Consider the following 24,934-nt stretch of genomic DNA (forward strand, 5'->3'; position numbering starts at 1 on the left):
GCCCGGTCAGGCGGCTTTCTTGGCCGCTTTGGTCTTCTCGACGATGCCCATAATGTCGCTCTCCTTCATGATCAGGAGATCCTCGCCGTCGATCTTGACCTCGGTGCCGGACCATTTGCCGAACAGGATGAAGTCGCCGGCCTTGACGTCGAGCGGGATCAGCTTGCCGCTTTCGTCACGTGAGCCTGGGCCGACGGCGATCACTTCGCCTTCCTGAGGCTTTTCCTTAGCGGTGTCGGGAATGATGATTCCGCCCTTGGATTTGTTGTCGCCTTCAGCGCGCCGAATGACGACGCGGTCGTGGAGTGGTCGGAATTTCATTGGGGGTTCTTTCTGCCGCCGCACATAGAGCGACTGCAACACTTAACATAGCCCCTTTGGCACTCGATTGATAGGAGTGCCAAATTTTTAATTCCTCAAACCTAAAATATTTGAAATGTAAATCAGTCATTGGTACCGGCACTTTTGGCCATCAGAAAGGGGGAGCTATAAGCAATTTTATTGTAATTCATCCCTCTTAATTTTTCCGACAACAGACTATATTAATGCGCAATTACGAACCAAACCTATTGAGTCTCGATTGAATGTGCACCGAGACATATATACTGATCGTGAGGATTTGGCCGATTTTGCTTTCGCGGTCCCGATCGACATAGGTCCGCGACCTTCGACCCGCCATGAAGCACCGAATTTTCGACAGCGAATGTATAGCGCTTATCCGGCGCGCATGTCGCTCTGTTCGAGCCTTTGAACCACGGCGCTGGCCACGGATGTATTGGCAGCGCTGACCACGGATGTACTGGCATTGGGATCTTTCCGGTTCGGATGGAAAAGATGCAGGAGGGGCGTCGGCGTGCTCCTGCGAAAAGCCGCACCCATGGCCACTCGCACCACGCAGACCGTCGCGTTCCGGCTGCCGGGTTTTGAGGCGTGGCAACCTGCAGGAGACTACCGCGTTGATCACGACGAGGAATCGATTGAGGGGATCCTCCAGGCTTGCCTGGCGACGCGTCGGCGCGTTCATTCACCTGCCGGCAATCGCCCTGCAGAGTTCGGCGCAACGGTGCAGCTCAGCCCAGCAGACCTCGACGCCGCTCGCGAAAAGGACCTTGGATAATCATGACCGCACCATCCCTCATGCAACGCAGCCTCCCCGCGTGGGGAGCGCTTGCCTGCGCTGCGGCGGCGGCTTTCCATGCGAGCCGCTTCAAAAATGATGCTGCGAAACGGCGCTGGCTTTATCCGACGAACGCGTCGCGCAACCGAGCGAACATGCCGGGCTGTCTCCCGGTACGCACCGCACGGATGTGACGGGCGGCCGTTGCGGCGGTCACCGTTGCGCCAAAATGACAATAGCAGATGATCTCATGCAATTGCCTGTCGGTCAGTTCGAAGAACCGCTTCGCTTCGCCGTAGTTGTCGTTTTCCAACCCGGCGGCGCGGAGGACAGGATCCTCCAAAGCGACTGAGATCGGCGAGCCGTCGCCGCGCATGGCCACGCGTGCTCTAACCGGCTGATACTCGGTCTGAGGCAGTGTCGAGAGACGCCGGTCAGGGTTCCGTTCGAGGAGCTCTGCCCAGCGTTCAAGACGTTCGCTGCGCGACATGGCTTGGCGCGGGTAGCCCTGATCAATCTCGGCGACGATCTGCAGTTGCTCGATCGTCTGGTGCTTCATGTTGGCCTCCTATTCGAACAATAGTTGGTCCACCCATTTCCTACTTATACCCTGAGGCCAGCGTGACTCCAACGGATCGTGAAGTCCAATCACGATGATGCCTGGAGGGCTTCGTTCACGCAGATGTGGAGGCTTCGCAAAGATCCGGCCATTAATTTGGCGAACGCGGTCAAATGCGCGGCTGTTCGACGATGTTGGTCTGGAGTCCGTGTGATCGAGGTGATCGACGGGCAGAGTCTGTGCTGGAGTAGCCCGGCTCCATTGCTGGCCGGGCAGCGGGATCAAGGGAGTGGCAGTTAGCTTCGAAACCGCCGAAGGCCCGGGCCGATGCGAGTTCTCCGCCTGGTCGTTAGGCCCTTGTGGCTCCAGTGTACGACTTCCGGCACGACCTGGCGCCTGGCTACTCCGTAGGATCGCAGTTTGTCCGTGTCGAAACCACTATCGAAGTTACCCGGCCCAATGGCGGAGTGTTGCGGATTGCGCGCGATCCAAGGACCGGTCCTCCAACAAATTGAGCGGAAGCCATCTCAAAAACGGTCCAGGCTGTGCGTCGTCAGGATGGTAGCCGAACCAGCGAAACAGCCAATCAGGTGTCCCTTCCTTCGACCTTTAGAGACTGAGCAGTCAGCTGCCGCCAAGCGAGAATGACGATCGCTCTCACTGCTGCGGCGCTGGTATCGGTGTGCCGCCAAACCAACCAGCCGCATACGCAATCACGACCAATACCACGATCACGGCTACCACGCCGTACCAGAGGCGCCTGTCCTTGAGATCCATCGTTACCTCCTGCCCGCTACGTGTTTGCCACTGGGCGAATTCCTTGAGCCTTTGGCCGTCATTTCCCAGATGAGCGACCCGCCCTCTGGTAGGCACACAGTAGGCTGGATAAGGGTCTTTGAGAAGCGCGCAATACGACCGCGCCGGCATGATCGCCAGCGGCTGCGACCGGCGGCTGCAGGCGTGCTCGACGAGTAGCGTTGCGGCATGGATGTCAAAAGATCGGCGATGCCATCCAGCGCCCGTGTGATCGATGCGGCGCGCGTTATCCTGATCTTCCGGCACGGCTCCGCGCAGCCGCACCCCTCATTAGACCGTTTCGAGCCGACTGAACCGAACCGGGATGAGTTTCCGAGCCTTGAGTTGCCCTGCCGCATCCTTGTCGATGACCGTCAGCAACTGCACTTCTTCAGATCCCACAGGCAGCACCAGGCGCCCCCCTGGTATGAGCTGCCCAAGCAAAGCAGGCGGCGCCCGCTCAGCCGCCACGGTGACCAGGATCTTGTCGAATGGGGCGTGCTCAGGCCAGCCGCGAGACCCGTCTCCGACACGAATGCCCACATTGGAGGAGCCGAGGCCTTGCAGGAGAGCCTCGGCATGGCTTGCGAATTCCTCGATGATCTCGACGCTCCAAACTTGCTCGGCGAGTTCCGCGAGGATTGCGGTTTGATAGCCCAGGCCGGTGCCGATCTCGAGCACTGCCTCGTGCGGTTGGGGAGCAAGGAGATCGGTCATCAGAGCGACAATGAAGGGCTGCGAGACAGTCTTATTGAAGCCGATCGGCAGCGGCATGTCCTGGTAGGCATAAGGCGCGACCGGGGCTGGCACGAAGAGATGCCGCGGGACCCGCCGCATCGCTGCCATCACCCGCTCATCGAGCGTTGCCTTGCCGAGTTCTTCGCTTGCAAGGTCGGCATGGATCGCAATCATCTCGACCATGTGCCTGCGTAGAACCGCGAGGTGCTCTTCGTTCATCGGCTTCATGACGCTGGGGCTTTCCGCGACCAGTCTGCTGCCTGATAGCCTATACCCTGTTCGTCTTGTCACAGTAACCATGTCGTCGAGAACGCGGCTTCGGTTGGGGCGGGTTGTACCGCCCTGCTATTTCGTCGCCGTCCTTGGTGCTCTCCCGTTCCTCGCACCGGGGGGTGGAACGGCGTGCGCATCAGAAGCTCGCCAGCCAGGCGACAACATCGATATAGCGGATCGCCAGCCAGTTGAGCACCAATAGGCCGAAGACCAAAACGACGCCGAACGCTGCGCTGTCGCTCACCGGCTCCTTCCCGTGCTGATCGTGCGTGATCTGGTAATTGACGATGACCGAACCCGGGCGAGCCAGCAGCGCTATTCCCGCTGCAGGCGAGGCGAGGGCGAACGCCGGCACAGCCGGCGCGGCGCCTCCGTTGCATTTACGCCGCCTCCGGACCGTCACTACGGCGCTGTTTGGATGCGCGTTCCGGCCTCCGCTTCCGCCGAGGCCAGCAGTAGCGGCTCATCTCTCGAGCTTCCACGGACAACCGGAATTCAAAAATCGCGACTCGGTCCGTAGTCGCCGATTGGCGCGACATGCGAGACCAAGCCGGTCTCGGGCGACCAGGCGTGGAGCGCAAAGCCCGGAGGCTCGAGGATAAATCGGATGGGCTGGCCCGGGCGAAGATCAAGCGCCAGCTGATGCGCCACTCCGGGCACAACGAAGCCGACCGTGCCGGCCCAGCGACGGATGATGGGGCGATGGTGATGGCCGGCGACCACGCATTCAATTTCAGGATGGCTTTCGACAAGCCCCGCGAATGCGCTGTCGGTTCGGCACATCGTCGCGTCCATCCCGCTGACACCGGTAACGAAGGGTGGGTGATGCATGAAGACCAGCGTCGGGCGACCGTCGCCTTCAGCGAGACGATCGGCAAACCAAGCCGCTCGTGCGGCGCAGATAGCACCGCCGACCTTTCCCGGCACCACGGTGTCGAGGCCGATGAGCCGAACTGGAAAATCCTCGACAACGTAATGCAGAAAATCCTCAGCTTGGCGCAGATAGGGATAGGCCGCGGCGAGGCCGTCGCGCATCGTCTCGCGCCGGTCGTGATTGCCCGGAATGACGAATACCGGCATTGCCAGGCGGGACAAGATATCAACCACGAGACCGTACTCGTCCAGGCCCCCGCTATCGGCAAGATCGCCCGTGACGAGGACGCAATCGGGAACAGGGTCCAGGGCAGCGATCGTGGCAATGGCGCGCCGCGTCATGGCATTGGTGTCGATGCCAGCATATACCATTTGGCCAACGGGATGGACATGGAAGTCGCTAATCTGCGCAACGAGCATGGAAAGAAGTCCAAGTGGAGGGATAAGGGGGGCGCCGGTTGGCGCCCGTGCGGTGAATGGAGTGGCGCCGATGCGGATCGGTACCTTACCTGCTCCGAAGCCGTGAGCTTTCGGAGCCCTGCTATCTCATCAGAGCCTGAGTTTCCTGGCAGGGCGTTCGGCCCATCCTCGGGGGGAGACCGGTAATTTTGCTGGGGTAAATTCCGCCCCTTGATCGAGGTAATCCATTCGATCGTCGCGTCCATGACGAAAACGACCGTGTTGGATCGGACCTTGCTGCCAATCCCTGTAGACACTACCCCAGCAAAATTACCGGTCTCACGATTTACATGTCCAAGGCAACAGCTCCGAGGCACGGCTTCACCATTTGGCCATATCTGTAGCAGCCCGAGGGCCACAACTAAGGGATTCTCTTTGTTGCCATCAAGATGATCCTCCTTCGAGCAAACGGGAACGGAAAGATCATGCGCATGCTGACGACAATCGCCGTCCTTTTGGCACTCGGCGTGGCGTCGCCAGTTTACGCTCAATCCCCGGGCGCGCAACTTCCCCCAGATGTAACCCAGGCTCCGGCAACTTTGTGTGATCAGACTTCACGAGCGTAGCGGTCATCGACATCGAGGATTTGCCTCAGGAAATTAGATCGGAGGTCGATGCCGTGATTACCCAAACGAGCTCGGAAGAGTGGTATATCCTGCAAAGTTCGATCGATGCGACGCCACCTGCCGTGTCGGTGTCGGCAGCGGTCGGGCTGGATTCGTCGCATGTGGTCGCTGCCAACATCGGTGACGATGGCCCAGACGACTGACTTGATTTGATCGTCGGTCAGGCGCCGCACTTTGCATCGGGCATTCGAGATCGACTGCGAACTACGAGGCCGGAAGGATCGCCATGGCCGAGGCCGCAATTCGCAACTTCACCATCAATTTCGGACCGCAGCATCCGGCCGCGCATGGTGTCTTGCGGCTCGTGCTTGAACTCGATGGCGAGGTCGTCAAGCGCGTCGATCCGCATATCGGCCTGCTCCATCGCGGGACCGAGAAGCTAATAGAGCACAAGAACTATCTGCAGGCCCTGCCCTATTTCGACCGGCTCGACTACGTCGCGCCGATGAATCAGGAGCATGCATTCTGCCTCGCCGCCGAGAAGCTGCTCGAAATATCGGTTCCGCGGCGCGGACAGCTCATCCGTGTCCTTTTTTGCGAAATCGGCCGACTTCTGTCGCACCTTCTCAATGTGACGACGCAAGCCATGGATATCGGCGCGCTGACCCCGCCGCTCTGGGGTTTTGCCGAGCGCGAGAAGCTGATGGTCTTCTACGAGCGCGCTTCAGGCGCCCGCATGCACGCGAATTATTTCCGGGTCGGCGGCGTGCATCAGGATCTGCCTCCGAAGCTTCTGGACGACATCTGGGATTTCTGTGACCCGTTCCTCAAGGTCTGCGACAATCTCGAAGTGCTGCTCACAGACAACCGCATCTTCAAGCAACGCAACGTCGATATCGGCGTGATCGGTCTTGACGATGCCTGGGCTTGGGGCTTCTCCGGCGTGATGGTACGCGGATCGGGCGCAGCCTGGGATTTGCGCAAGGCGCAGCCATATGAATGTTACCCCGAGATGGATTTCGACATTCCCATCGGCAAGAACGGGGACTGCTATGACCGCTATCTCGTCCGCATGGAGGAAATGCGCCAGTCGGTGCGGGTCATGAAGCAATGCCTGGAAAAATTACGGTCGCCGGAAGGCCGGGGCCCGGTCGCACTTCCAAATCAAAAGATCACGCCACCGTCGCGTGCCGAGATGAAACGCTCGATGGAAGCGACGATCCATCATTTCAAACTTTACACGGAAGGGCATCACGTGCCCGCCGGAGAGGCATACGCTGCGGTTGAAGCACCGAAGGGTGAGTTCGGCGTTTATCTGATTTCCGATGGCAGCAATGTTCCGTACCGGTGCAAGATCCGAGCACCCTCCTTCGCCCATCTGCAGGCAATGGATTTCTTGTGTCGGGGCCACATGATCGCCGATGTCTCCGCGATCATTGGTTCGCTCGACATCGTGTTCGGAGAGATCGATCGTTAAGCCGAGTTGCACATCTCGGCTGCTGGAAGATAGGCCTACAATCGCAGGTTCATCCGTCGTTTATCGAAGTCGCGCAAAAAAAGCCCGCCGGAGTGCGTCTCTCTGGCCTGCTGCCGGTTCAGTGGACAGGGCAGCAGGCCAAGTTGACCCTACCCAGCCGTCAGGGAATGACAAATCCGAAAAGAACGGCTCGCCCTTTCACAAGGCGGGCCGTTCGTTCGCTTTTTACAGAACATACGAAAACGCCGCTCGACCGGAAGGGAGCGGCGTTTATCAAGTGTGGCGTCCTAACCCCTAGACGAAACCCTGATTGGTCCGGGCCGCCGGACTCGAACCGACGTTTCCAGCTTGTTCGCTATCAACCTTTAGATGGTGTTCTCCCGTCGTCCTTGCAAGCGCCATCGGCGCAGCTCAGACCCTGGATTTCCGCCAGCCTGCCTTGCGTGCATCTTCGAAACGGCGTCTCCGCCAGAGTAGCAGAGCGGCCGTTCAGCCGTTCCGAGGGGCGCCAGCGAGAAAGATGAGCGTTCGGAATCCGTGGTTGATCGGGACGTCGGAGTACTGAGCAGATGCGATCATGCCCAAGCGTGGAAATTCATGAGCAGTCACTTTCTACATACCCCAGTTAGCAGCCCCAGCACTCCACCATGGGCGCCCAAGTATCTGATAGATATGACGATTTTTTCCATCGTGTTTTTGATGCACAACAATCCCGCGCAGTACCCACGGGCATTTTGGATCATGCCTAGGCACGCTCAGACCAATATACCCTCTGAAATGAGTGGCTTCGCGAGTTTCACTTTTGCCTTCCCGCCCTCCGCGCGACGGGTAGGAGAAAGAAAACCTTTCCAGCCAGCCTCAGGGCGGCATCCTACTGACAAGATAGACCGGATGACTTGGTTGACATGGCCGACCAGAATTAGCGCCGGGGGCCTTTATCCAGCTGACTATGCGTTGCCTCGGTCGGCAAACAGTCCAGAAATGTCTGCTTTGATTGCCCGGTAGTTTTTTCACTTGCCTTGTACAATCGGCATGTCAGCGGATACCTAGCCATCCGTATCGACTCGAATGTGCGCAAGGATAATCACCACAACGGCGATATGGGCTTGATAGGCCGGCGCGAGAGGTGCTGCTCAACTTGCCCATGGCTAGATGTGGAGCCTCAACAGGTTGTCCTGATTGTGAACGAGGCGACTGATCGGCGGCTTTGAGCCTAGGCTGCCATGGGGCCTGTGCCAATTGTACATGTGGTCCAGACTGGAAGGTCTTTGGCACGCCGATCTGAGGTTTCATAGGCGCGTGCGTAAGCCCACTCTCTAAGGGCGGTCTGGATGAAGCGCTCGGCCTTTCCGTTGGTCTTTGGCGTGTATGGTCTGGTGCGGATGTGGCCTGAGGCCGAGTTCCCGGCAAGCGTCGCGGAAGGCGAAGGATGTGTAGCAGGGGCCATTGTCGGTCATGACGCGCGAGACGGTGACGTCAAGGCTAGCATAGTAGGCAACAGCTGCTTTGAGGAAGGCGACCGCGCCGAGGGCGGTTTGGTCGGGCATGATGTCGGTGAAGGCGATACGTGAGGCGTCGTCGATGCAGACATGGACATGTTCCCATCCAGCGCCCCACCTGTTGCCTCGCCTCGAACTTTGCCTGGTTCTGTCGCCGGTGATGCGGTGACCGACCGCTTCGAAACGGCCGAGCGTCTTGATATCGAGATGGATGAGTTCGACTGGATGGGCTCACTCGTAGCGGCGCACCGGCTCGGCCGGCTCGATATCCTTCAGCCGCGACAGGCCAGTCCGCTTCAGCACCCGGCTGACGGTGGCCGGCGAGACCCCACGATGTGCTTGCCGGTCAGGCGCTGGCTCCGCAGCGCGACAATACGCTCCGACAGTGGCGGCCTCGGTCGGACGGTAAAGCTTCCTGGGTCGCGACGAGCGATCGACCATGCCGGCCCGGCCCGCGGATTTGAACCGCTCCCCCCACCGCGCCACGATCTTGGCCGACACACCATGGACCCGCGCAGCAAGGGCTTGGGAAAGACGGCCCTCAATGACCGAAAGAGCCATCTCCTCTCGACGCAACGGCGTCAACGGGCATTCTTGTGGATGTTCATTCGGACCCTCCGGTGAGTGCTGAAGCCTGGTAACTCCAGTCTCCTCGGTTCGGTCCGAATGGACAACCTATCGAATGCTCACAGCTAGAGCCCCCGGTGGATGGCCTGCGCCACCGCAGAGACCAGACGCCCATCGGGATGGAAGCCGAATTCCTGCAGGGCCCGCAACCGCGCCTCAAAGTCCGCGTAAGTCGGCGGTGCATTGGGGTCTCGACCGAGCTCCTGAATTTCCTCGCCTATAGCCTGGATGCGCTCGGTTCGGATGCGGCCCTCCTCCGGACTGAGCATTTTTGGTCCATCTCTCACGGCCATATCAGCATAGGCCAGGGTCCAGCGCGCGATCGCACCCAATGCGTCGGCTGTGCTGGCGATAAGACTGTAGCTAGTGCTCCGCCCACCTGCCGGATCGCGAGCGAGAATGCCTTGGCGGGATAGGTCGTCAAGGTCACGCGCGGCCGTATCCTGCGAGCACTTAGCAAGGGCTGCGTACTTGGATGAGGTTAGCTTCCCCTCGAACCCGCCGAGCAAACGGTTGATGACCAGGCGCTGGCGGTCGTTGAGCGCAGCCCCGGTGTGGGCGTCCCAGAACCGGGCCTTGCGCAAAACCGAGGCGAGGATCGTCTCTGCACCCTCGAAGGCGCGATCCAAGCACTCCAGGAACCAGGCGATCCACGGCGTGATGTCGAGGTCGCCCTTCTGGGTCCGCTCGAGGGTTTCGTAATAAGCCTTCCGTTCAACCCGTATCTGGGAAGACATGCTGTAGAACCGCCGCGGGCTCCCCTCCGAACGCGCCAGGGCCATGTCGGCTATGGCACGCGCGATGCGGCCGTTTCCATCCTCGAATGGGTGGATCGTGACGAACCAAAGATGAGCGACGGCGGCGAAGATGACCGGGTCGATGCCGTCCGTCTCGTTGAACCACGACAGGAAGGCCCGCGTCTCCGCCGGGAGACGCTCGGCGCTCGGCGCTTCGAAGTGGACGTGCTCGCGCCCGACCGGACCCGAAACGACCTGCATCGGCCCGGATTCTCCCGTGCGCCATGCGCCGACGGTGATCTTGGTCATGCCGCTGCGGCCGGTCGGGAAGAGTGCCGCATGCCAGCCGAACAGGCGCTCCTCGGTCAGGGCGGCGCGATAGTTCTGCGTCGCGTCGAGCATCATCTCGACCACCCCTTCGACATTGCGATCGGCAGGTGTAAGGGCCCCAATATCCATGCCCAGCCGCCTCGCGATCGATGAGCGAACCTGATCGGGATCGAGCCGTTCGCCTTCGATTTCGCTGGACTTGAGGACCTCTTCAGTCAGGGATTGCAGAACGGCCTCGGCCCGGAGTTGGAAGCCCAGCCCCTCCATGCGGCCGATCAGCCGGCCCTGGTTGTGACGCACCGCTGCCAACGGCGCCGCGAGCACGTCATGGCTCCACCGGAACCGTGGCCAGTCCGGTTGCTCGTGGACATAGGAGTTCATTATCCGCACACCATGCGGAGAATATCGGACTTATTCTCCGCAAACACAAGAGATAATGTCCGCACAATTGCGGAGATTGCCACCTCAATTCTCCGCAGAGCGCTGAATTGAGGACCGCAAATGTGCAACAAGCTGTTGCACAAGCCTGCTATCTATCGCGCCTGTGTCTAGACTAGAGGGCCTTATCGTTAAAAAGGCGGCGGTGCGCGGCGTATCGGTCAAATTCGATCGGGAGGGCGGGTAGCTTCGCGACCCGGCTTGGATGGTCAATCCGGCCGATCGCCCAGCGGCGTTCGACGCAGTGGTGGGCGATATTTCTTTAGGAGGATGACCCTGTCGGCGTCTACCTTAACCACGCCGCCGATCTTGACCGTCACCTTGTCGGCATCGTGGTCAACGTGGGTGACTTCGCCAGTGATCTGCAGTTTGTCGCCTCGCTTGGCCTTGGGTGGCGGCTCGATCGAGAAAGGGAAACTATACGAGGGAATGCTAACGCTCGCTCGGCCGTTCCCGAGTAGTTTCAAAATGGTGACAGTGAGCATCACCTCATCGCCAATGCCTATGTCCTGCGCCATGCCGTGATTCTGGAGCAGCCTTGGCAATCGTCAAGTGACCGGATTGAGAGGTTCTTAGGGCCGCGCTATATCGAGGCGATGGCACTGGAACCTGTTCGTGGGGCAGCGATGCTGTCGGCCCATCCGGAATGAGCACGAAGGGAGGTTGCCATGACCGATGATATTGCTCGGAAAACCTGTACGCCCTGCCGCGGCGGCGTCGCGCCGCTAACGCAGGAGGCAGCCGAGGGCTATCTGTCCCAGACCCCTGGCTGGGAACTAAAGCGTGTCGCGATTAATTGGCCTCATATCCGGCAGCTTTGAAGAAGTTCCTGCATTCGGCTGACTCGAACAGATGGCAGATATGGCCGAGAGCCTGGCAGAGTGCATCGAAGGTTCTGGCCGCCTTCTTTCGCAGCCGTGCCTTGAGTTTTGAGTAGGCCATCTCGATCGGATTGAGATCTGGTGAGTATGGCGGCAGGAACAGGAGCCAGGCGCCCCTTTGGCGAACCGGTTGTGCGGCACGCTCGTTCCAGTGGAAGCCGACATTGTCGAGAATGACGACATCGCCGGGCGACAGTTCGGGAGCGAGTTGAGTTTGCGCTCCTGGCCAGTGCCGCCACAGCAGGGACCGACAATCTCATACTGACCCGACGGGGGCACATTCGTCACACCGTGGAGCCCCGCATCCCCTTCACCCGCATCCCCTTCAATTGAAGCCGCCAAGCTGATAAGATAGCGGTAGCGCACCTCGGTGCACCTGCGGGAGATGTGGGTTGTGACGACCCACGAGTTGCCCGCTGTATTGATGCTTTGGCGGTCCAAGTGGCCCCCTGCCCCGTTCGCACACACTCCTTTCAAACGTTGCCGATTGCGACGGAGCGTTCGCGCGCTTCGTGAACGGTCAAACGCGTGCGAGCGGTTCTGGCATCGGCCCGTCCGACAGGCTGGAGCGGAAAAGGGAGGAATACGATGGTCAGAAAATTTATCTTCTCTGTAATCTTCGCCCTGTCGTCGCTGATGGCGACGAACACGTGGGCTGACATAACCGTGCTCGTTCCCTCGGGAAGCGAGGGCGACGGCCTGAGAGCGGCCGCTGCCGACTATGCAAAGCTGAAGGGCACCAAAGTCGAGATCGTCCAGGCTCCCTACAGCAACGTCTTCGAACAGGCGGCCAATGCCGGCCAGACAAAATCGGGCACCTTCGACATCGTTCTGATGGACGATCCGTGGATTCCGTTCTTCGCGGAAAACGCGCATCTTGAGGACCTGACGCCCTATTTCAAGAAGGCAGGGCTCGAAGGACCGGACAGCGACTTCCTGTCGAAATCCCTGGCGATCTGCCGCAATCCTTACAATACGGGCCCCTATGTGTGCCTGCCCTATGTCGGAAACGCGCAGATGTTCTTCTATGATGCTGCCAAGTTCAAGGAAGCCGGCGTTGAGGCACCGAAGACCTGGGACGATGTGCTGAAGGCAGCCAAGGCACTCTCCGCAAAAGGCGGCGGTCGTTATTTCGGTTACGTCTTCCGGGGCGGCCAAGGCAACCCCGTCGTCGCCGACTTCATGCCGATCTTCTGGTCCTATGGCGCCGACATGTTCAACGCTGACCGGACAAAAGTGACGATCGACACGCCCGATGGCGCCGCTGCGATGAAGACCTTCATGGCGCTGCGCGACGTCTCGCCTAAGGGTGTCGAGAGCTACAACGCCAACGAGGTCGGCCAGGCCCTGGCGGCGGGCACCGCAGCCTCGTCGATCAACTGGCCGAACTGGGTCGCGACCTTCGAAGACCCCAGCCAGTCGAAGATGGTCGGCAAGATCTCCTACTCGCCGATCCCGGCGGGCACCAAACCGGGCAGCTCGGAAATTGGCCACTGGACGATGGGTATCATGGCCGCGGCGAAGAACAAGCAGGAGGCCTTCGACTTCATGCTGTGGGCGACCTCACCGGAACAGATGAAAATCTCGGCCCAGCGCGGCAACCCACCGGTGCGCAAATCGATCTTCACCGATCCCAGCCTGACCAGCCAGGAAAAATTCCGGCATTATCCCGTGCTCATGCAAGCGATCGAGGCCTCGACGCCGCGTCCGCGTCATCCGAAATGGCCTGAGATCGAGAACGCGTTCGGGATCGAGCTTTCCAAAGCCGTAGCCGGTACGGAGACACCAGAGGAGGCGCTGAAGAGATCCCAGGCCGCGGTCGAAGAGATAACCGGCATCAAGTAGCCGGCCGCATGGTTATTGAAGTGGAGCGGTATCCGCAGATGCCGCTCCATCTTGCGGGTTCAGTTCGAACGATCACAATCGCGGGCCGCGCCGGGTTTGGCTCCAGGGTTCGCCATGCTATGATGGACCCAATGTGACGGATAGAACTTCCGATGACCGTCTCCGTCGGTGCGAAGTTCGAAAATTCGTTCGAGCGGTGGTTTGAGCACCACCTGCGCGTGCTGATGCTTGCGCCGGCCATGATCCTGCTCCTGACGCTCACCATATTCCCGTCGATCTACATGATCATTGCGGCGGCAACGCGGATCAGCCCGAACCCCGACCTGCCCTGGCAATTCGCCGGCGCCGACAATTTTCTGCGGCTGCTCACCGACGAGCAGTTTCATGTCGGCCTGTGGAACACGCTAGTGTTCACCGTCTTCGCCGTCGGCGCCGAGTTCCTTCTCGGCCTCGGCCTCGCCTTGCTGCTCGACCGATACATCCGGCGCCTGAATTTCCTGAAAACGGTCCTGATGCTGCCGATGATGCTGCCGCCGGTTGCGGTCGCGATCACCTGGAAGCTCATCTACGAGCCGCAATTCGGCGTGCTGAACGAGATCATGTTCCGGGTCGGCCTGCCTCTCCAGGCCTGGGCCGGCGACGTCAGGCTCGCCATGTTCGCCGTGATCGTCGCCGACGTCTGGCAATGGACGCCGTTCATGTTCCTGCTGATGCTTGCCGGGCTCGCCAGCCTGCCGGACGAGCCCTACGAGGCAGCAGCCATTGACGGCGCCTCCGCCTGGCGGCAGTTCTGGGATCTGACGCTGCCGTTCCTGAAGCCGGTCATCGCCATCGCGCTGCTGTTGCGCATCATGGACGCTCTGCGGCTCTTCGACCTCGTCTTCATCTTGACCGGCGGCGGCCCCGCGGACCGAACCAAGACGCTCAGTCTCTACATTTACCAAGTGGCGTACCGCTTCGCCGACCCCAGCTACGCGGCCGCCATCTCGCTCTTCGTGCTGTTCACGACCGTCGCGTTCAGCACCTGGTTTATCAAGCGCATGCGGCTAGCCGACTAGAGGACCTATGGCGCACCGCCGAAAGAGCATCGGAATCCAGCGCATCGCCGCCTATGCGACGATCGCCGTTGCGCTAGTGGTCACCCTCTTCCCGGTCTACTGGATCGCGGCCAACTCGTTCAAATACGACATCGACATCTTCTCGATACCGCCGCAATGGATCCCCGCCAATCCGACATCGAAACATTACCACGCCGCTTTCGTCGAGCGGCCCTTCCTCATCTATGCATTGAACAGCCTGATCATCGCAGTTTCGACGACGCTCGTCTCGGTCGTCTTCGGCTCCCTGGCCGGCTATGCGCTCGCCCGTTTCCAATATCCGGGCAGATGGCGCTACCAGATCTCCTTCTGGATCCTGTCGACGCGCATGATGCCGCCCATCGTGACGATCATTCCGCTCTACATCGCCTTCAACCATCTCGGCATGCTGAACACGAAGCCTGCGGTGATCATCGCCTATACGGCGTTCAACCTGCCTTTCGCAACCTGGATGATGAAGAGCTACTTCCAGGACCTGCCGGTCGAGCTCGAGGAGGCGGCGATGGTCGACGGCGACACTCAATGGGGCGCGTTCCTGCATGTCGCTTTGCCGCTCGCCCGTCCCGGGCTGGCGGCCACAGCCATCTTTTGCCTGATCATTTCGTGGAACGAGTTCCTGCTCGCCCTCATCCTGACCCTGACCGAACGGTCACAGACGCTGCCGATCGGCATTGCCGGGCGCGTCACCCAGTACAACACCTATTGGGGAGAAATCAGCGCCGCCGGCTTCACTGCCTGCATCCCGATCATGATCTTCGCCTTCGTCGTCCAGAAGCATCTGGTTCGCGGCATCTCGTTCGGCGCGGTCAAGGGGTGAGCCATGGCCTCGGTCATCTTCCAGGACGTGGTCAAGAAATTCGGCACCTTCACCGCGGTTAGCGAGCTCAATCTTGAGGTGCGCGACAAGGAGTTCCTCGTCCTGCTCGGACCTTCGGGCTGCGGCAAGACCACGACCATGCGCATGGTCGCCGGCCTCGAGGAGGTTACGGCCGGAGAGATCTTCATCGGCAGCGACCGGGTCAACGACGTGCTGCCGAAATATCGCGACGTCGCGATGGTCTTCCAGTCCTACGCGCTCTACCCCCACCTCAGCGTCGCCGATAACATCGGCTACCCCTTGAAGATCCGCAAGGTGCCGCAGGACAAGCGGCGCCGGATGGTCATGGAGGTGGCGCGCCGCGTCGAGCTCGACGGCTTGCTCGACCGGCTGCCGAAGCAACTCTCCGGCGGGCAGCGCCAGCGCGTCGCGCTGGCCCGCGCCATCATCCGCACACCAAAGGTCTTCTTGATGGACGAACCGCTGTCCAATCTCGACGCCAAGCTGCGGGTCCAGATGCGAGCCGAACTCAAGCACCTCCAGCACGAACTGCAGGTGACGACGATCTACGTCACCCACGACCAAATCGAGGCGATGACCCTCGCTCACCGGGTGGCGGTGATGAACAACGGCGTGATCGAGCAGCTCGGCACGCCGAAGGAGATCTACAACGACCCGCGGACTCTTTTCGTCGCGGGCTTCATCGGTTCGCCGCCGATGAACCTGATCGACGGTGAGGTCAAGGACGGGGTCTTCACGAGCCTCGGCGGCGTCAGGGTCGACGGCCTCGGGAGCGCGAACGTTGCGAGCGCTGTACTGGGCGCTCGCCCGGAGGACATCCACGTCCTTCCTGCCGGAAGCGAAAAGACCAATATCGTGGCTCCGATCTATTCGGTCGAACTGACCGGCGAAAGCACGCTGGTCACCCTGCGCGCAGGAGCGGCCTTGGTCACTGTTCGCGCCGACAAGGACTTTGTAGGCGACTTCGATCAGATGGTGGAGGTCGGCTTTGCGCCCGGACGGGTGTTCCTGTTTGATCGCCAGAGCCAGGACCGTGTTGACTTCTAGGATGCTTCTCGCTGTCGCGGCACCCCTGTGGACCGCAGGTGCCGTGGCCGGCGAGGATATTATTGCGGACAACCCGCTTGTCGAAATACCGGGAGGCCCGTTCGCCTTCGGCAACGACACGGGTGATGAAAACGAGCGGCCGCGACACGTCGTCGAAGGCCTGGCCTTCGCCATGAACCAGACCGAGATCACCAACGCGCAATACCGCCGCTTCGTCGCGGCTACGGGACATCGCGCCGCTTTCTACGACCGGCATCCGGTCCTCGGCCTGCCCGACCACCCGGTCGTCGGCGTCAGCTTTGCCGATGCAGTGGCGTTTTGCGCGCACTATGGCCTGAAGCCGCCATCCGAGCAGGAATACGAACGCGCGGCGCGCGGGCCGCAAGGAGCGCGCTTTCCCTGGGGCGATGCGCCGGTCGACGCGACACGCGCCAATTATGGACGTGACGCCAGCGACGGCCATGACATGACGGTACCCGCCCGGTCATTTGCGCTAGGGGCGAGCAGGGAGGGCCTGCTCAACCTCGTCGGCAACGTGTGGGAATGGACCCGCGACTTCTATGCGCCTTACGGCGGCGAAGCACCGCCCGAGATCGCCGGAAAGTATCGAGTGCTTCGCGGTGGCGCGTGGAACAGCGACCCCACCCGCCTGAGCACCACCCACCGGCTTGCCTACGACCCTGATTTTCGCTTCGCCGCCAACGGAGGCTTTCGATGCGTGCGCTCACCGGATTGATTGCCCTTTCGCTTATGGCGATCGCAACGCAAGGGTCGGCGGAGCCGAAGGCAGCGTCGGGATACGAAGTCGAAATCGTGCGAAAGCCGGGGGCGATCTTCGCCGGTCTTGCACGCGACGGCGATGCGCTTCTGGTCACGGACCTCGCCGACGGCCGCCTCTACAGGCGCACCCCGAACGGCCGTTTCACCGCTTTCGGGCCGGTCCTGACGCATGGCACCGACGTCATGGGCGACCCGACCGGGCCCTATCGGGTCGAGCGCCATGGCAGCGGCTATCTCGTCGCCCAGGGCTGGACGCCGGCGGACCATGACGAGGACCCCAACGACCACGCGATGCTCGAGGTCGACGAGGGCGCCGTCACGCGGGTCGTCAGCAACGACTTCTGGAACCCGTACGACTTCGCCTTGTCGGGCGACACGCTCTATGTCGTCGACGCCGCGCGGAACTCCGTCGAACGCCTTCTGGCCGACGGGAGCGGCCGGACGCAGCTCTTCGCCTTTGCTCGGCTGAGCACCAGCGGCCAGGTCCTCACCGCCCTGTCGCCGACCGAGTTCGGCGACAAGCAAAAATACGAGTTCGACGCGGTTCCGACCGGCCTCGCCGTGCACGGCGGCAGGCTTTACGTTTCCCTGTTCGGCGGATTTCCCTTCGTTGCCGGCAGCGGCCGTATCGTCTCGCTGCCGCGGGCCGCCCAGGCCAGCAGCGCCCGCATCGAGGCGGTCGGCTTGAATGCTCCGGTCGATGTCGTCTTCGATGCAAAGGGCGAGATGCTGGTCCTCGAGCACGGCACTTTCGATCAGTCGGATGGCTGGGCTTCTGGCAGCGGCAGGCTTCTCGGGTTAGACCTCGTCTCAGGAAAAAGGCAGGTGCTTCTCGATGGGCTGACCCGCCCGGTCGATGTGCTCCCCCTCGACAATGGCGCTGTCGTCATCTCGCAACTGGACGGGAAGCTCGTCTTTCTCGAACAGGCGGAGCCTTCCCAGCCGCACCCCTGAATATCTGTAATAGGTAGCGTCGCCGGCGCTATAAGAATGTGCGCCAGCGCCGGTGAGCGCCTATCCGGGGCCATCGATGCCTGGCTGACCAATGGTGTGCAGATCGGCTTCGTCGCAGGCGCGCTGGCGTCCAGCCTGGTCAATCTGCCCGATATCGTCAGGCTGAACCGGCTGATGGCGATGTCCGCCCTGCTGGCGGCGGCGGCCAATGCCAGCCTGCTGCTGCAGCCGTCCCCGGCCGGCCTCGTCGCCGCGCGCATCGTCACCGGCGTCGCGCTGGCCGGCGTCTATCCGCCGGCACTGAAGCTCGTCTCGACATGGTTCGTGCGCAGCCGAGGGCTGGCGCTCGGCGCCGTCATCGGCGCGCTGACGCTGGGGTCCGCGTTGCCGCATCTGTTCCGGGCGCTGACCGGCTCGTTCGACTGGCGACTGGTAGTGCTGGCCGCAACAGCTGCGACCGTCGTCGGCTCCTTCCTTTTCTGGTTCTTCGCCCACGAGGGGCCGTATCCGTTCGGCAAGGCCGTGTTCGACTCACGCCAGATCGGCGCCATCTTCCGCGACCGGTCGCTGATGCTGGTCAATATCGGCTATCTTGGCCACATGTAGGAGCTCTACGCCATGTGGGCCTGGCTGCTCGCCTATGCGCGCGCCGGGCTCGAGGCGCAGCAGCACGCTTCGCCTGCCTTGGCGTCGCTGCTGACGTTCCTGGCCATCGCTGCCGGTGTCGGCGGCTGCCTGCTCGGCGGCGTGCTGTCCGACCGCTTCGGCCGCAGCCTGACGACTGCCGGGATGATGATGGTATCGGGTCTTTGCGCGATGGCCGTCGGTTTCGTCTTCGACGGACCGCTCTGGCTGTTCGTCCTGGTCATCGTGGTCTGGGGTGTTTCGGTCATAGGCGATTCCGCGCAGTTTTCGGCGGCGGTGACGGAGCTTGGCGACAGGCGCTTCGTCGGCACCGCAGTGTCGGTGCAGCTTGGGCTCGGCTTTGCCTTGACCGTGCTTGCCATCTGGTCGGTGCCGCACGTCGCGGCCTTGCTTGGCGGCTGGCGCTGGGCGTTCCTGCTGCTTGCTCCCGGTCCGCTTATCGGTGCCGCAGCGATGCTATCGCTGCGGCGCTTGCCGGTTGCCGCAAGGACGGCGGGCGGCAAGCGGTAAACCAATGGCAGCCTCTGGCGCAACGAGCTCGCCTGTTCACTCGGATGTCTTCTGTGGATGGCTCCCACATTGCAAGAGGTAATTCGCTGTTCTGGCGCATTGGTCGGGTGCAGTCTTCTGTCCGGCCTGTTTATGCAGCCGTTCGAAGCTGCTGGCCCTGATGGGGTCGGCGAACAAGGTCCCAATCTGCTTTGCAGGCTATGATGCCTCCGACATCGCATGGGTTATCCCTGTTCCCGACCTGACCGGTCTCGCCATCACATCGCGTCGCTCTTACAACCTCATAGAGCCGATTGATCGGCTCGATCTGATTTCTGCTTCAGTGTCTCATCTTCTGCGCAACTTACGCTGCAAGGTTCGGAGCATGACGCGCTTGATAGGTTTCGCCGCGCGCCATGATAGCCCACACCACGCGGGCCATCTTGTTTGCCATGGCTACGCTCGCCACGCGCGCTGGCTTCCTGGCGAGCAACGCGAGGAGGCGCGGATCCGCAGCCTCGGGCTTATGCCTTGCCCGTCGGATCAGAGAGGTCGCGCCGATCACAAGGAGCTTTCTCAGGTACCGGTCGCCCATCTTGGTGATGTGCCCGAGACGGTCCTTTCCGCCGCTCGAGTTTTGCGAAGGTGTCAGCCCGAGCCAGGCGGCAAACTCTCGACCCGAGCGGAACCGACTCGGATCAGCAACCGAGGCCGCCAACGCAGTGGCACCGATCGGGCCAATGCCAGGTATGGTCGATAGACGCCGTGCCACTTCATTCGTTCTTTGCTGGGCAAGGATCGACCGGTCAATGGTCTGGAGCCGGGCATGGGTGTCGAGCACCTGCTCGCACAGGAGACACAGAATCTGCAGTGCCATTGCCGGTACGTCCAATGTGGATTTCTTCGCGGCTATCTGGCGCGCCAGCCTAAGCGCCCGCTCCAAACCTTCGGGAATATCGATGCCGAACTCGGCCAACAGGCCGCGGATCATATTCACCAGTTGCGTACGCTGCTTGACCAGAAGATTACGGGCGCGGTGAAGCGATAGGGCCGCTTGCTGCTCGGCTGACTTCATCACGACGAAAACGCATGGTCGGGCGTGTCACCGCTTCGCAAATCGCTTCCGCGTCCACCGCATCATTCTTTCCGCGCTTCACATAGGGCTTCACGTAGGACGGTGGCATCAGGCGGACTTCATGGCCGAGCTCCGTCAACTCTCGAGCCCAATGATGCGATGTGCCGCACGCCTCCATGCCGATCAGTGAGGGCGGCAACTTGGTGAAGAACGGCAGAACTTGCGATCGGCGCAGTGCCTTGCGAACGACAACGTCTCCAGACGCGTCGACGGCGTGAACTTGAAAAATGCGCTTGGCCAGATCAAGGCCCACGGTGGTAATCTGCATGGCGGATGGCTCCTTGGCTCGGGTTGCCTGACAGCAAACCCACTGTGGCACTGTGATGCCGGGAGCGGGAGCCATCCACCTCATCTGCTTTTGGGATGCGGCTATGGCCTACTCGACGACCGACATGCGGCGCGAAGCTGCCATTCGGTCTAAGATAAATACCCTTCGGTGAGCGGCTGAACCAGCTCCCCATCGACCTTGGCGAACCGCTTCGTAAGCTATTGACGGATAACGATTATGTTGGTCGCTGAGGGTCAGCATTTCTTATAGGAAATCAATACGTTAGCGGATGGTTCGCCAACCCATTTACTTCGTATTCTCTCGTATGGTCTGGCGAACCTAAGGATCAAGAGGAGGACTAATTTTCCATGCAAGTGGTGTCTCGTTTTCCCACAAAAAGGGGTCGATGAACGCTTGTCGACCATAAGGGTATGAGCGAGGCTGGTTTGGGCCGTAAGCGGTCAATCTGTTTAGTGTAAAGCGTTGCCCTCCGTGCTATAAATGGACTATCGAAGCTGACCTCGACGCCGTCCTAAGGCCGACCGCCATTTCAGCATGCCCAAGGACATATGTGCCGCAACATGGGCTCAAGCCACCCGCCCGCACATCCGTTGCGGATTGACCCGCGAGGAGGGATCAGCATGTCAGAACGTCTCGACATAGGCCCGCTGCAACTTGGCGAAACGGCGCCCAATTTCGTACTCGACGCGATTACCCGCGAGGGCAAGATAGCTATCGACGATTTCCGCGGCGAGAAGCCAGTGCTGGTTGGGCTGTATCGAGGTCTGCATTGTCCGTTTTGCAGGCGTCATATCGCGACGGTTTCGCTGCTCACACCAGCCCTTAACGCAAAGGGCATCGAAAGCCTCACGGTGGTGAACACGCCCATCGAGCGGGCGCGCCTTTATCTCCGGTACCATCCGATGGTTGGTTTGCTTGCTGCATCCGATCCGGAGCGGACTTCACACCGCGCCTTTGGATTGCCGAATATGCAGATCACCGAAGACGAGAGCGCATGGCCGCAAAAGGTTTCGATGAGCGATGTGAAGGCGATGCGGGTCAACGTGCCGGGCGAGATGCCGGAGCCGATGGATCCGTTTGCCACGCTCGAATATCTGAACAAAAAAGACAATTACGATATCACTGAAGCGGACCAGCAAATGATGGCGACCGGCGTGGGCCAGCTCATGGGCCAGTTCCTGCTCGACCGCAACGGCGTCGTTCGCTGGACGTTCTCCGAGGTTTTCGATGGCGGCTTGGGCGCCCACCCGAACTCTGAGGCGATGATGTCGGTCGCGTCGCATATTGGTCAGTAGCGGCGCAGTTGCGGACATCGGCGGCTGCTCGGGTGCAGCATTGCTCCCGCTCTACGGACGAAGCAAATCCGAGAGGTTGTCTGATTTTTCTATTTTGTCTGTAAGGTCGAGCCCCGACAGGAGGTCGACCAGATGGCTGGTCATCAGCTCGGCCGCTTGGGAACTGCGCCCTGCTTCGATTGCATCGACCAGCGCGTGATGGGCGTGTTTCTCACAGGTCGCGTCGCGCCTTTTCCAATAGAGCGCTATGATGAGGGAAGAATGAGAGACAAGGTCGCGAACGAAGTTGGTGTACACCGAGTGTGCGGCGATCTCGGCGATGCCGACGTGGAAACGTGCCGACAGCATGATCGCCTCACTGTCCCGGCCGGCGTGAAGCGCCTCATGTTCCTTCTCGAGATGCCGCCGCAACTGCGCAATGTCGGATGACACTGCTGCCTTCGCGGCGAGCCAAGCCACCTTGGGTTCGATCAGCGCCCGTGCCTCGAATACCTCGCGCGCTTCCACCTTCGACGGCTGGGCCACGAAGGCGCCGCGGTTTGGCTCCAGCCGCGCCAACCGGTCATGAGCCAGAGCTTGCAGAGCGGCACGAATGACGGTGCGGCTCACCGAATAGATCGACGCCAACTCATCTTCCGGCAGCTTGGTGCCAGGAGCGAGACGATGGCTGACAATGGCATCTCTCAGGCCATAGTATATCGGCGACCAGCGGGCTGCCGGTTTTTCGTCGCGGTCTTCTTCCCTGAGTACTGTCAGCATGCTCTTCAACGCGCAGGCACGACCGTGCCAGATCTATCCCAAACCGCCTAACGGTCGCTGCAATCTAGTATGGCTTGCGCGGCGGTCAATCCCGGGACACAGGACCTCAATTCGTAAGGCCAGGCCCGGTCGGCGAAACAACAGCTTCGGCAGCGCCGGCCGGGGACAGCGATTCGTAGATGCCCGAGAACCGTTTGCCGCGGGGAGCAGCGTAGCCGCCGACTTTCGACGTCCGCAAACCAACTCTGAACAAGCTCTCTGCCAAGACGACCGCGCAGGCGACACCGTCGAGTACGGGAACGCCGTGTTCCTGTGACAGGCTGCTTGCCAGATCGGCCATGCCCGCGCAGCCAAGAACGATCGCCTCCGCCCTGTCTTCGCTGATGGCGCGCGCGATCTCGTCCGAGATTCTGCACCTGGCGTCCGAGCCCGGCAGTTCGAGATCGAGCACGGCAACCTCCGACGACCTGACTTTGGCGCAGCGCGACGCGAGGCCGTATTTCGCCAGATTGTGCTCGATCGCTGGAACGGAGCGGGCGAGCGTCGTCACGACACTGAACTTGCCGGCGACGAGGCTGGCAAGGTGGAAGGCGGCCTCGCCGATGCCGATGACCGGCGCCTCGGCGGCGCAACGTGCCGCGTCCAGCCCGGTGTCGTCGAAACACGCGATGACATAGGCGTCGACGGCCGCCGCCTTGTTCATTTCGGCGATGATCCCAGGAATGGCGAAGACTTCGTCGAAATAGCCTTCGATGCTCGGCGGACCGTCGACGGGGTTCACCGAAATGATTTCGGTCCCGGCAGAAGCGACGCTCGCTGCGACCTTGCCGATTTTGGCGGTCATCGACGCGGTCGTGTTGGGATTGATGACGAGTATGCGCATGCGATCAGCCTCAAATCTCGCCGCCGAGATAAAGATGCTTGACCCGTTCGTCGGTCAGCAAATCAGCGGAGTTCCCATTCAGCGCGACGCTGCCGGTCGTCAGAGCATAGGCGCGTTGGGAAATGCGCAGCGCCATGCGGGAGTTCTGCTCGACCAGCAGAACGCTGACCTTCTCGTCGCGATTGATCGCTACGATCGAGCGGGCAATGTCCTGGACGAGCTTCGGCGCGACGCCCAGCGACGGCTCGTCGAGCAGCAGCAGGCGCGGCTTGGCCATCAACGCGCGGCCGATTACCAGCATCTGCTGCTCGCCGCCGCTCATCGTACCGGCGGCTTGCGAATATCGCTCCTTGAGGCGGGGGAAGCGGCCGAGCACCATCTCCAGCGAGGCGGCGACCTCGGCCTTGTCGGAGCGGGTGAAGGCGCCCATGAGCAGATTGTCCTTGACCGACATGTAGGGGAAGACGCGGCGTCCCTCCGGCACCATGGCGATGCCCATCTTGACGATGGCATCGGGGGCGGCACCGTCGATGCGTCGGCCGCTGTAGTGGATCTCGCCGGACTTGATCTTGCGCAGGCCGGTGATGGCGCGAAGGATCGATGACTTACCGGCGCCGTTGGCGCCGATCAGCGCGACAGTCTCGCCCTCGTTGACCTCCAGCGATACGCCTTTCAGCGCGTAGACGTGATCGTAGTAGAGTTCGACATTAGCGAATTTCAGGATCTGGTTCATAGGCCGATAGCCTCGTCTTCGCTGCCGAGATAAGCCTCGATCACCTTGTCGTTATTCTGGATTTCCGCCGGCGTTCCCTCTGCGATCTTCTCGCCGAAATTCAAGACGACGATGCGATCAGAAATCTTCATGACGGCAGGCATGTCGTGCTCGACCAGAAGGATGGTGAGGCCGAGCTCGCGCAACCGTCTAACCATCGCCACCATTCTCATCGTCTCTTCGTGGTTCATCCCGGCGAAAGGCTCGTCAAGCAGCAGGATCGACGGGTTCGTGGCGAGGCCAATGGCAATGCCGAGGGCCCGCAAGTGACCATGCGGCAAGTTTCGGGCGGTCTCGCCGGCGAGCGACGAGAGGCCAAGCAGCGCCAGAATCTCGTCGGCCGACATGCCGAAGGCTGCCTCGTCGGCCTTGGCCGCGCCGGTGCCGAGGAAGAAGCCGAGCAGGCTCGCCGTGGAGCGCAGATGGTGTGCGATGATGACGTTCTCGCGCACACTCATGTTCCTAAAGATCGTCGTTTCCTGAAACGTCCGGACGACGCCTTTGCGCGCGGCGATGTGCGGCGCGAGGTCGGAGATGCGCTCACCCTTTAAGCGCACTTCGCCCGATGTCGGCCTGAGGAACGACGAGATCAGCTTGAAAAGTGTGGACTTGCCGGCTCCGTTGGGACCGATGACCGACAGAATCTCCTTCTCGCGCACCGAGAAGGAAATATTGTTGACCGCGACGAGACCGCCGAAGCGTTTCGTCAGAGCCGAGACTTCGAGCAGATCGGCCAT

Annotated in this window: 23 protein-coding genes and 4 pseudogenes; 12 read left to right on the top strand and 15 right to left on the bottom strand. The window is 61.1% G+C overall.

The window, feature by feature from the left end; all coding sequences use genetic code 11:
• Positions 1-6: 6 nt before the first annotated feature.
• The gene (locus ACSQ3Z_RS19390; RefSeq protein ID WP_436172912.1) at positions 7-321 is read right to left on the bottom strand and encodes a co-chaperone GroES; all 315 of its coding nucleotides are present in this window, start codon (positions 319-321) and stop codon (positions 7-9) included.
• Positions 322-877: 556 nt separating this feature from the next.
• Here ACSQ3Z_RS19390 and ACSQ3Z_RS19395 point away from each other — a divergent pair.
• Positions 878-1,117 carry a hypothetical protein gene (locus tag ACSQ3Z_RS19395; RefSeq protein ID WP_436172913.1) on the top strand — a complete coding sequence of 80 codons (240 nt, stop codon included), beginning with the start codon at positions 878-880 and terminating at the stop codon, positions 1,115-1,117.
• Positions 1,118-1,238: 121 nt separating this feature from the next.
• On the opposite strand, the gene ACSQ3Z_RS19400 is transcribed toward ACSQ3Z_RS19395, so the two are convergent.
• The 5 genes and pseudogenes from ACSQ3Z_RS19400 to ACSQ3Z_RS19420 form a co-directional block, all read right to left on the bottom strand.
• The gene (locus ACSQ3Z_RS19400; RefSeq protein WP_436172914.1) at positions 1,239-1,676 is read right to left on the bottom strand and encodes a hypothetical protein; all 438 of its coding nucleotides are present in this window, start codon (positions 1,674-1,676) and stop codon (positions 1,239-1,241) included.
• A gap of 321 nt (positions 1,677-1,997) precedes the next feature.
• Positions 1,998-2,104: pseudogene (locus ACSQ3Z_RS19405) on the bottom strand (IS6 family transposase); the annotation flags it as partial.
• A 658-nt stretch (positions 2,105-2,762) separates the two neighbouring features.
• Complete coding sequence (locus ACSQ3Z_RS19410; RefSeq protein ID WP_436172915.1) at positions 2,763-3,437, bottom strand: protein-L-isoaspartate(D-aspartate) O-methyltransferase; 675 nt, start codon at positions 3,435-3,437, stop codon at positions 2,763-2,765.
• 181 nt (positions 3,438-3,618) lie between these two features.
• Complete coding sequence (locus tag ACSQ3Z_RS19415) at positions 3,619-3,837, bottom strand: hypothetical protein (protein ID WP_436172916.1); 219 nt, start codon at positions 3,835-3,837, stop codon at positions 3,619-3,621.
• A gap of 140 nt (positions 3,838-3,977) precedes the next feature.
• A complete protein-coding gene (locus ACSQ3Z_RS19420) occupies positions 3,978-4,775 on the bottom strand; it encodes a phosphodiesterase (protein WP_436172917.1) in 798 nt (265 codons plus the stop codon).
• 658 nt (positions 4,776-5,433) lie between these two features.
• On the opposite strand from ACSQ3Z_RS19420, the gene ACSQ3Z_RS19425 reads away from it, so the two are divergent.
• Both ACSQ3Z_RS19425 and ACSQ3Z_RS19430 read left to right on the top strand, forming a co-directional pair.
• Positions 5,434-5,583: a hypothetical protein gene (locus ACSQ3Z_RS19425; RefSeq protein ID WP_436172918.1), complete on the top strand. Its 150-nt coding sequence runs from the start codon at positions 5,434-5,436 to the stop codon at positions 5,581-5,583.
• 83 nt (positions 5,584-5,666) lie between these two features.
• On the top strand, positions 5,667-6,857 hold the full coding sequence (locus tag ACSQ3Z_RS19430) for an NADH-quinone oxidoreductase subunit D (protein WP_436172919.1): 1,191 nt from the start codon (positions 5,667-5,669) through the stop codon (positions 6,855-6,857).
• Between the two features lie 1,148 nt (positions 6,858-8,005).
• On the opposite strand, the pseudogene ACSQ3Z_RS19435 reads toward ACSQ3Z_RS19430, so the two are convergent.
• From ACSQ3Z_RS19435 to ACSQ3Z_RS19450, 4 genes and pseudogenes are all read right to left on the bottom strand, one after another.
• Positions 8,006-8,964 (bottom strand): annotated as a pseudogene (locus ACSQ3Z_RS19435) (IS481 family transposase).
• An 84-nt stretch (positions 8,965-9,048) separates the two neighbouring features.
• Positions 9,049-10,431, bottom strand: coding sequence for a Fic family protein (locus ACSQ3Z_RS19440; RefSeq protein ID WP_436172920.1), 1,383 nt, complete (start codon positions 10,429-10,431; stop codon positions 9,049-9,051).
• Between the two features lie 266 nt (positions 10,432-10,697).
• Positions 10,698-11,006: a hypothetical protein gene (locus ACSQ3Z_RS19445; RefSeq protein ID WP_436172921.1), complete on the bottom strand. Its 309-nt coding sequence runs from the start codon at positions 11,004-11,006 to the stop codon at positions 10,698-10,700.
• A gap of 274 nt (positions 11,007-11,280) precedes the next feature.
• Positions 11,281-11,586 (bottom strand): annotated as a pseudogene (locus tag ACSQ3Z_RS19450) (transposase); the annotation flags it as partial.
• 371 nt (positions 11,587-11,957) lie between these two features.
• Here ACSQ3Z_RS19450 and ACSQ3Z_RS19455 point away from each other — a divergent pair.
• The 8 genes from ACSQ3Z_RS19455 (at position 11,958) to ACSQ3Z_RS19490 (ending at position 19,085) form a co-directional block, all read left to right on the top strand.
• Positions 11,958-13,214: an ABC transporter substrate-binding protein gene (locus ACSQ3Z_RS19455; RefSeq protein WP_436172922.1), complete on the top strand. Its 1,257-nt coding sequence runs from the start codon at positions 11,958-11,960 to the stop codon at positions 13,212-13,214.
• Between the two features lie 152 nt (positions 13,215-13,366).
• Complete coding sequence (locus tag ACSQ3Z_RS19460; RefSeq protein ID WP_436172923.1) at positions 13,367-14,272, top strand: carbohydrate ABC transporter permease; 906 nt, start codon at positions 13,367-13,369, stop codon at positions 14,270-14,272.
• 7 nt (positions 14,273-14,279) lie between these two features.
• Positions 14,280-15,128: a carbohydrate ABC transporter permease gene (locus ACSQ3Z_RS19465; RefSeq protein WP_436172924.1), complete on the top strand. Its 849-nt coding sequence runs from the start codon at positions 14,280-14,282 to the stop codon at positions 15,126-15,128.
• Positions 15,129-15,131: 3 nt separating this feature from the next.
• Positions 15,132-16,196, top strand: a complete 1,065-nt coding sequence (locus tag ACSQ3Z_RS19470) for an ABC transporter ATP-binding protein (protein WP_436172925.1) — start codon at positions 15,132-15,134, stop codon at positions 16,194-16,196.
• A gap of 1 nt (position 16,197) precedes the next feature.
• Positions 16,198-16,932, top strand: coding sequence for a formylglycine-generating enzyme family protein (locus tag ACSQ3Z_RS19475; RefSeq protein WP_436172926.1), 735 nt, complete (start codon positions 16,198-16,200; stop codon positions 16,930-16,932).
• Positions 16,911-17,930, top strand: a complete 1,020-nt coding sequence (locus ACSQ3Z_RS19480) for a ScyD/ScyE family protein (RefSeq protein ID WP_436172927.1) — start codon at positions 16,911-16,913, stop codon at positions 17,928-17,930. Before ACSQ3Z_RS19475 ends, ACSQ3Z_RS19480 begins: the two co-directional genes overlap by 22 nt.
• A gap of 36 nt (positions 17,931-17,966) precedes the next feature.
• A complete protein-coding gene (locus ACSQ3Z_RS19485; protein WP_436172928.1) occupies positions 17,967-18,536 on the top strand; it encodes an MFS transporter in 570 nt (189 codons plus the stop codon).
• A 12-nt stretch (positions 18,537-18,548) separates the two neighbouring features.
• A complete protein-coding gene (locus ACSQ3Z_RS19490) occupies positions 18,549-19,085 on the top strand; it encodes an MFS transporter (protein ID WP_436172929.1) in 537 nt (178 codons plus the stop codon).
• 343 nt (positions 19,086-19,428) lie between these two features.
• Here ACSQ3Z_RS19490 and ACSQ3Z_RS19495 read toward each other — a convergent pair.
• Positions 19,429-20,467 (bottom strand): annotated as a pseudogene (locus tag ACSQ3Z_RS19495) (IS110 family transposase).
• A 641-nt stretch (positions 20,468-21,108) separates the two neighbouring features.
• Here ACSQ3Z_RS19495 and ACSQ3Z_RS19500 point away from each other — a divergent pair.
• A complete protein-coding gene (locus ACSQ3Z_RS19500; RefSeq protein ID WP_436172930.1) occupies positions 21,109-21,783 on the top strand; it encodes a peroxiredoxin-like family protein in 675 nt (224 codons plus the stop codon).
• A gap of 51 nt (positions 21,784-21,834) precedes the next feature.
• Here ACSQ3Z_RS19500 and ACSQ3Z_RS19505 read toward each other — a convergent pair whose 3' ends face one another.
• The 4 genes from ACSQ3Z_RS19505 to ACSQ3Z_RS19520 all read right to left on the bottom strand — a co-directional run bounded on the left by ACSQ3Z_RS19505 (position 21,835) and on the right by ACSQ3Z_RS19520 (position 24,934).
• The gene (locus tag ACSQ3Z_RS19505; protein WP_404284981.1) at positions 21,835-22,542 is read right to left on the bottom strand and encodes a GntR family transcriptional regulator; all 708 of its coding nucleotides are present in this window, start codon (positions 22,540-22,542) and stop codon (positions 21,835-21,837) included.
• Positions 22,543-22,648: 106 nt separating this feature from the next.
• A complete protein-coding gene (locus ACSQ3Z_RS19510) occupies positions 22,649-23,425 on the bottom strand; it encodes an aspartate/glutamate racemase family protein (protein ID WP_436172931.1) in 777 nt (258 codons plus the stop codon).
• Between the two features lie 10 nt (positions 23,426-23,435).
• Entirely contained in the window at positions 23,436-24,158 is a 723-nt protein-coding gene (locus tag ACSQ3Z_RS19515) for an ABC transporter ATP-binding protein (protein ID WP_436172932.1), read from the bottom strand.
• Positions 24,155-24,934: an ABC transporter ATP-binding protein gene (locus ACSQ3Z_RS19520; RefSeq protein WP_436172933.1), complete on the bottom strand. Its 780-nt coding sequence runs from the start codon at positions 24,932-24,934 to the stop codon at positions 24,155-24,157. The genes ACSQ3Z_RS19515 and ACSQ3Z_RS19520 overlap by 4 nt, the downstream gene beginning before the upstream one ends.

It is taken from the genome of Mesorhizobium sp. LjNodule214 (genome assembly GCF_964252735.1).
In the GTDB taxonomy this organism is placed as follows: Bacteria; Pseudomonadota; Alphaproteobacteria; order Rhizobiales; family Rhizobiaceae; genus Mesorhizobium.

Bases quoted from the DNA above. Each gene is read 5' to 3' on its own strand.
- ACSQ3Z_RS19390 (WP_436172912.1), bottom strand. From the start codon at position 321: ATGAAATTCCGACCACTCCACGACCGCGTCGTCATTCGGCGCGCTGAA.
- ACSQ3Z_RS19395 (WP_436172913.1), top strand. From the start codon at position 878: ATGGCCACTCGCACCACGCAGACCGTCGCGTTCCGGCTGCCGGGTTTT.
- ACSQ3Z_RS19400 (WP_436172914.1), bottom strand. From the start codon at position 1,676: ATGAAGCACCAGACGATCGAGCAACTGCAGATCGTCGCCGAGATTGAT.
- ACSQ3Z_RS19410 (WP_436172915.1), bottom strand. From the start codon at position 3,437: ATGAAGCCGATGAACGAAGAGCACCTCGCGGTTCTACGCAGGCACATG.
- ACSQ3Z_RS19420 (WP_436172917.1), bottom strand. From the start codon at position 4,775: ATGCTCGTTGCGCAGATTAGCGACTTCCATGTCCATCCCGTTGGCCAA.
- ACSQ3Z_RS19430 (WP_436172919.1), top strand. From the start codon at position 5,667: ATGGCCGAGGCCGCAATTCGCAACTTCACCATCAATTTCGGACCGCAG.
- ACSQ3Z_RS19440 (WP_436172920.1), bottom strand. From the start codon at position 10,431: ATGAACTCCTATGTCCACGAGCAACCGGACTGGCCACGGTTCCGGTGG.
- ACSQ3Z_RS19445 (WP_436172921.1), bottom strand. From the start codon at position 11,006: ATGGCGCAGGACATAGGCATTGGCGATGAGGTGATGCTCACTGTCACC.
- ACSQ3Z_RS19455 (WP_436172922.1), top strand. From the start codon at position 11,958: ATGGTCAGAAAATTTATCTTCTCTGTAATCTTCGCCCTGTCGTCGCTG.
- ACSQ3Z_RS19460 (WP_436172923.1), top strand. From the start codon at position 13,367: ATGACCGTCTCCGTCGGTGCGAAGTTCGAAAATTCGTTCGAGCGGTGG.
- ACSQ3Z_RS19465 (WP_436172924.1), top strand. From the start codon at position 14,280: ATGGCGCACCGCCGAAAGAGCATCGGAATCCAGCGCATCGCCGCCTAT.
- ACSQ3Z_RS19470 (WP_436172925.1), top strand. From the start codon at position 15,132: ATGGCCTCGGTCATCTTCCAGGACGTGGTCAAGAAATTCGGCACCTTC.
- ACSQ3Z_RS19475 (WP_436172926.1), top strand. From the start codon at position 16,198: ATGCTTCTCGCTGTCGCGGCACCCCTGTGGACCGCAGGTGCCGTGGCC.
- ACSQ3Z_RS19480 (WP_436172927.1), top strand. From the start codon at position 16,911: ATGCGTGCGCTCACCGGATTGATTGCCCTTTCGCTTATGGCGATCGCA.
- ACSQ3Z_RS19485 (WP_436172928.1), top strand. From the start codon at position 17,967: ATGTGCGCCAGCGCCGGTGAGCGCCTATCCGGGGCCATCGATGCCTGG.
- ACSQ3Z_RS19490 (WP_436172929.1), top strand. From the start codon at position 18,549: ATGTGGGCCTGGCTGCTCGCCTATGCGCGCGCCGGGCTCGAGGCGCAG.
- ACSQ3Z_RS19500 (WP_436172930.1), top strand. From the start codon at position 21,109: ATGTCAGAACGTCTCGACATAGGCCCGCTGCAACTTGGCGAAACGGCG.
- ACSQ3Z_RS19505 (WP_404284981.1), bottom strand. From the start codon at position 22,542: ATGCTGACAGTACTCAGGGAAGAAGACCGCGACGAAAAACCGGCAGCC.
- ACSQ3Z_RS19510 (WP_436172931.1), bottom strand. From the start codon at position 23,425: ATGCGCATACTCGTCATCAATCCCAACACGACCGCGTCGATGACCGCC.
- ACSQ3Z_RS19515 (WP_436172932.1), bottom strand. From the start codon at position 24,158: ATGAACCAGATCCTGAAATTCGCTAATGTCGAACTCTACTACGATCAC.
- ACSQ3Z_RS19520 (WP_436172933.1), bottom strand. From the start codon at position 24,934: ATGGCCGATCTGCTCGAAGTCTCGGCTCTGACGAAACGCTTCGGCGGT.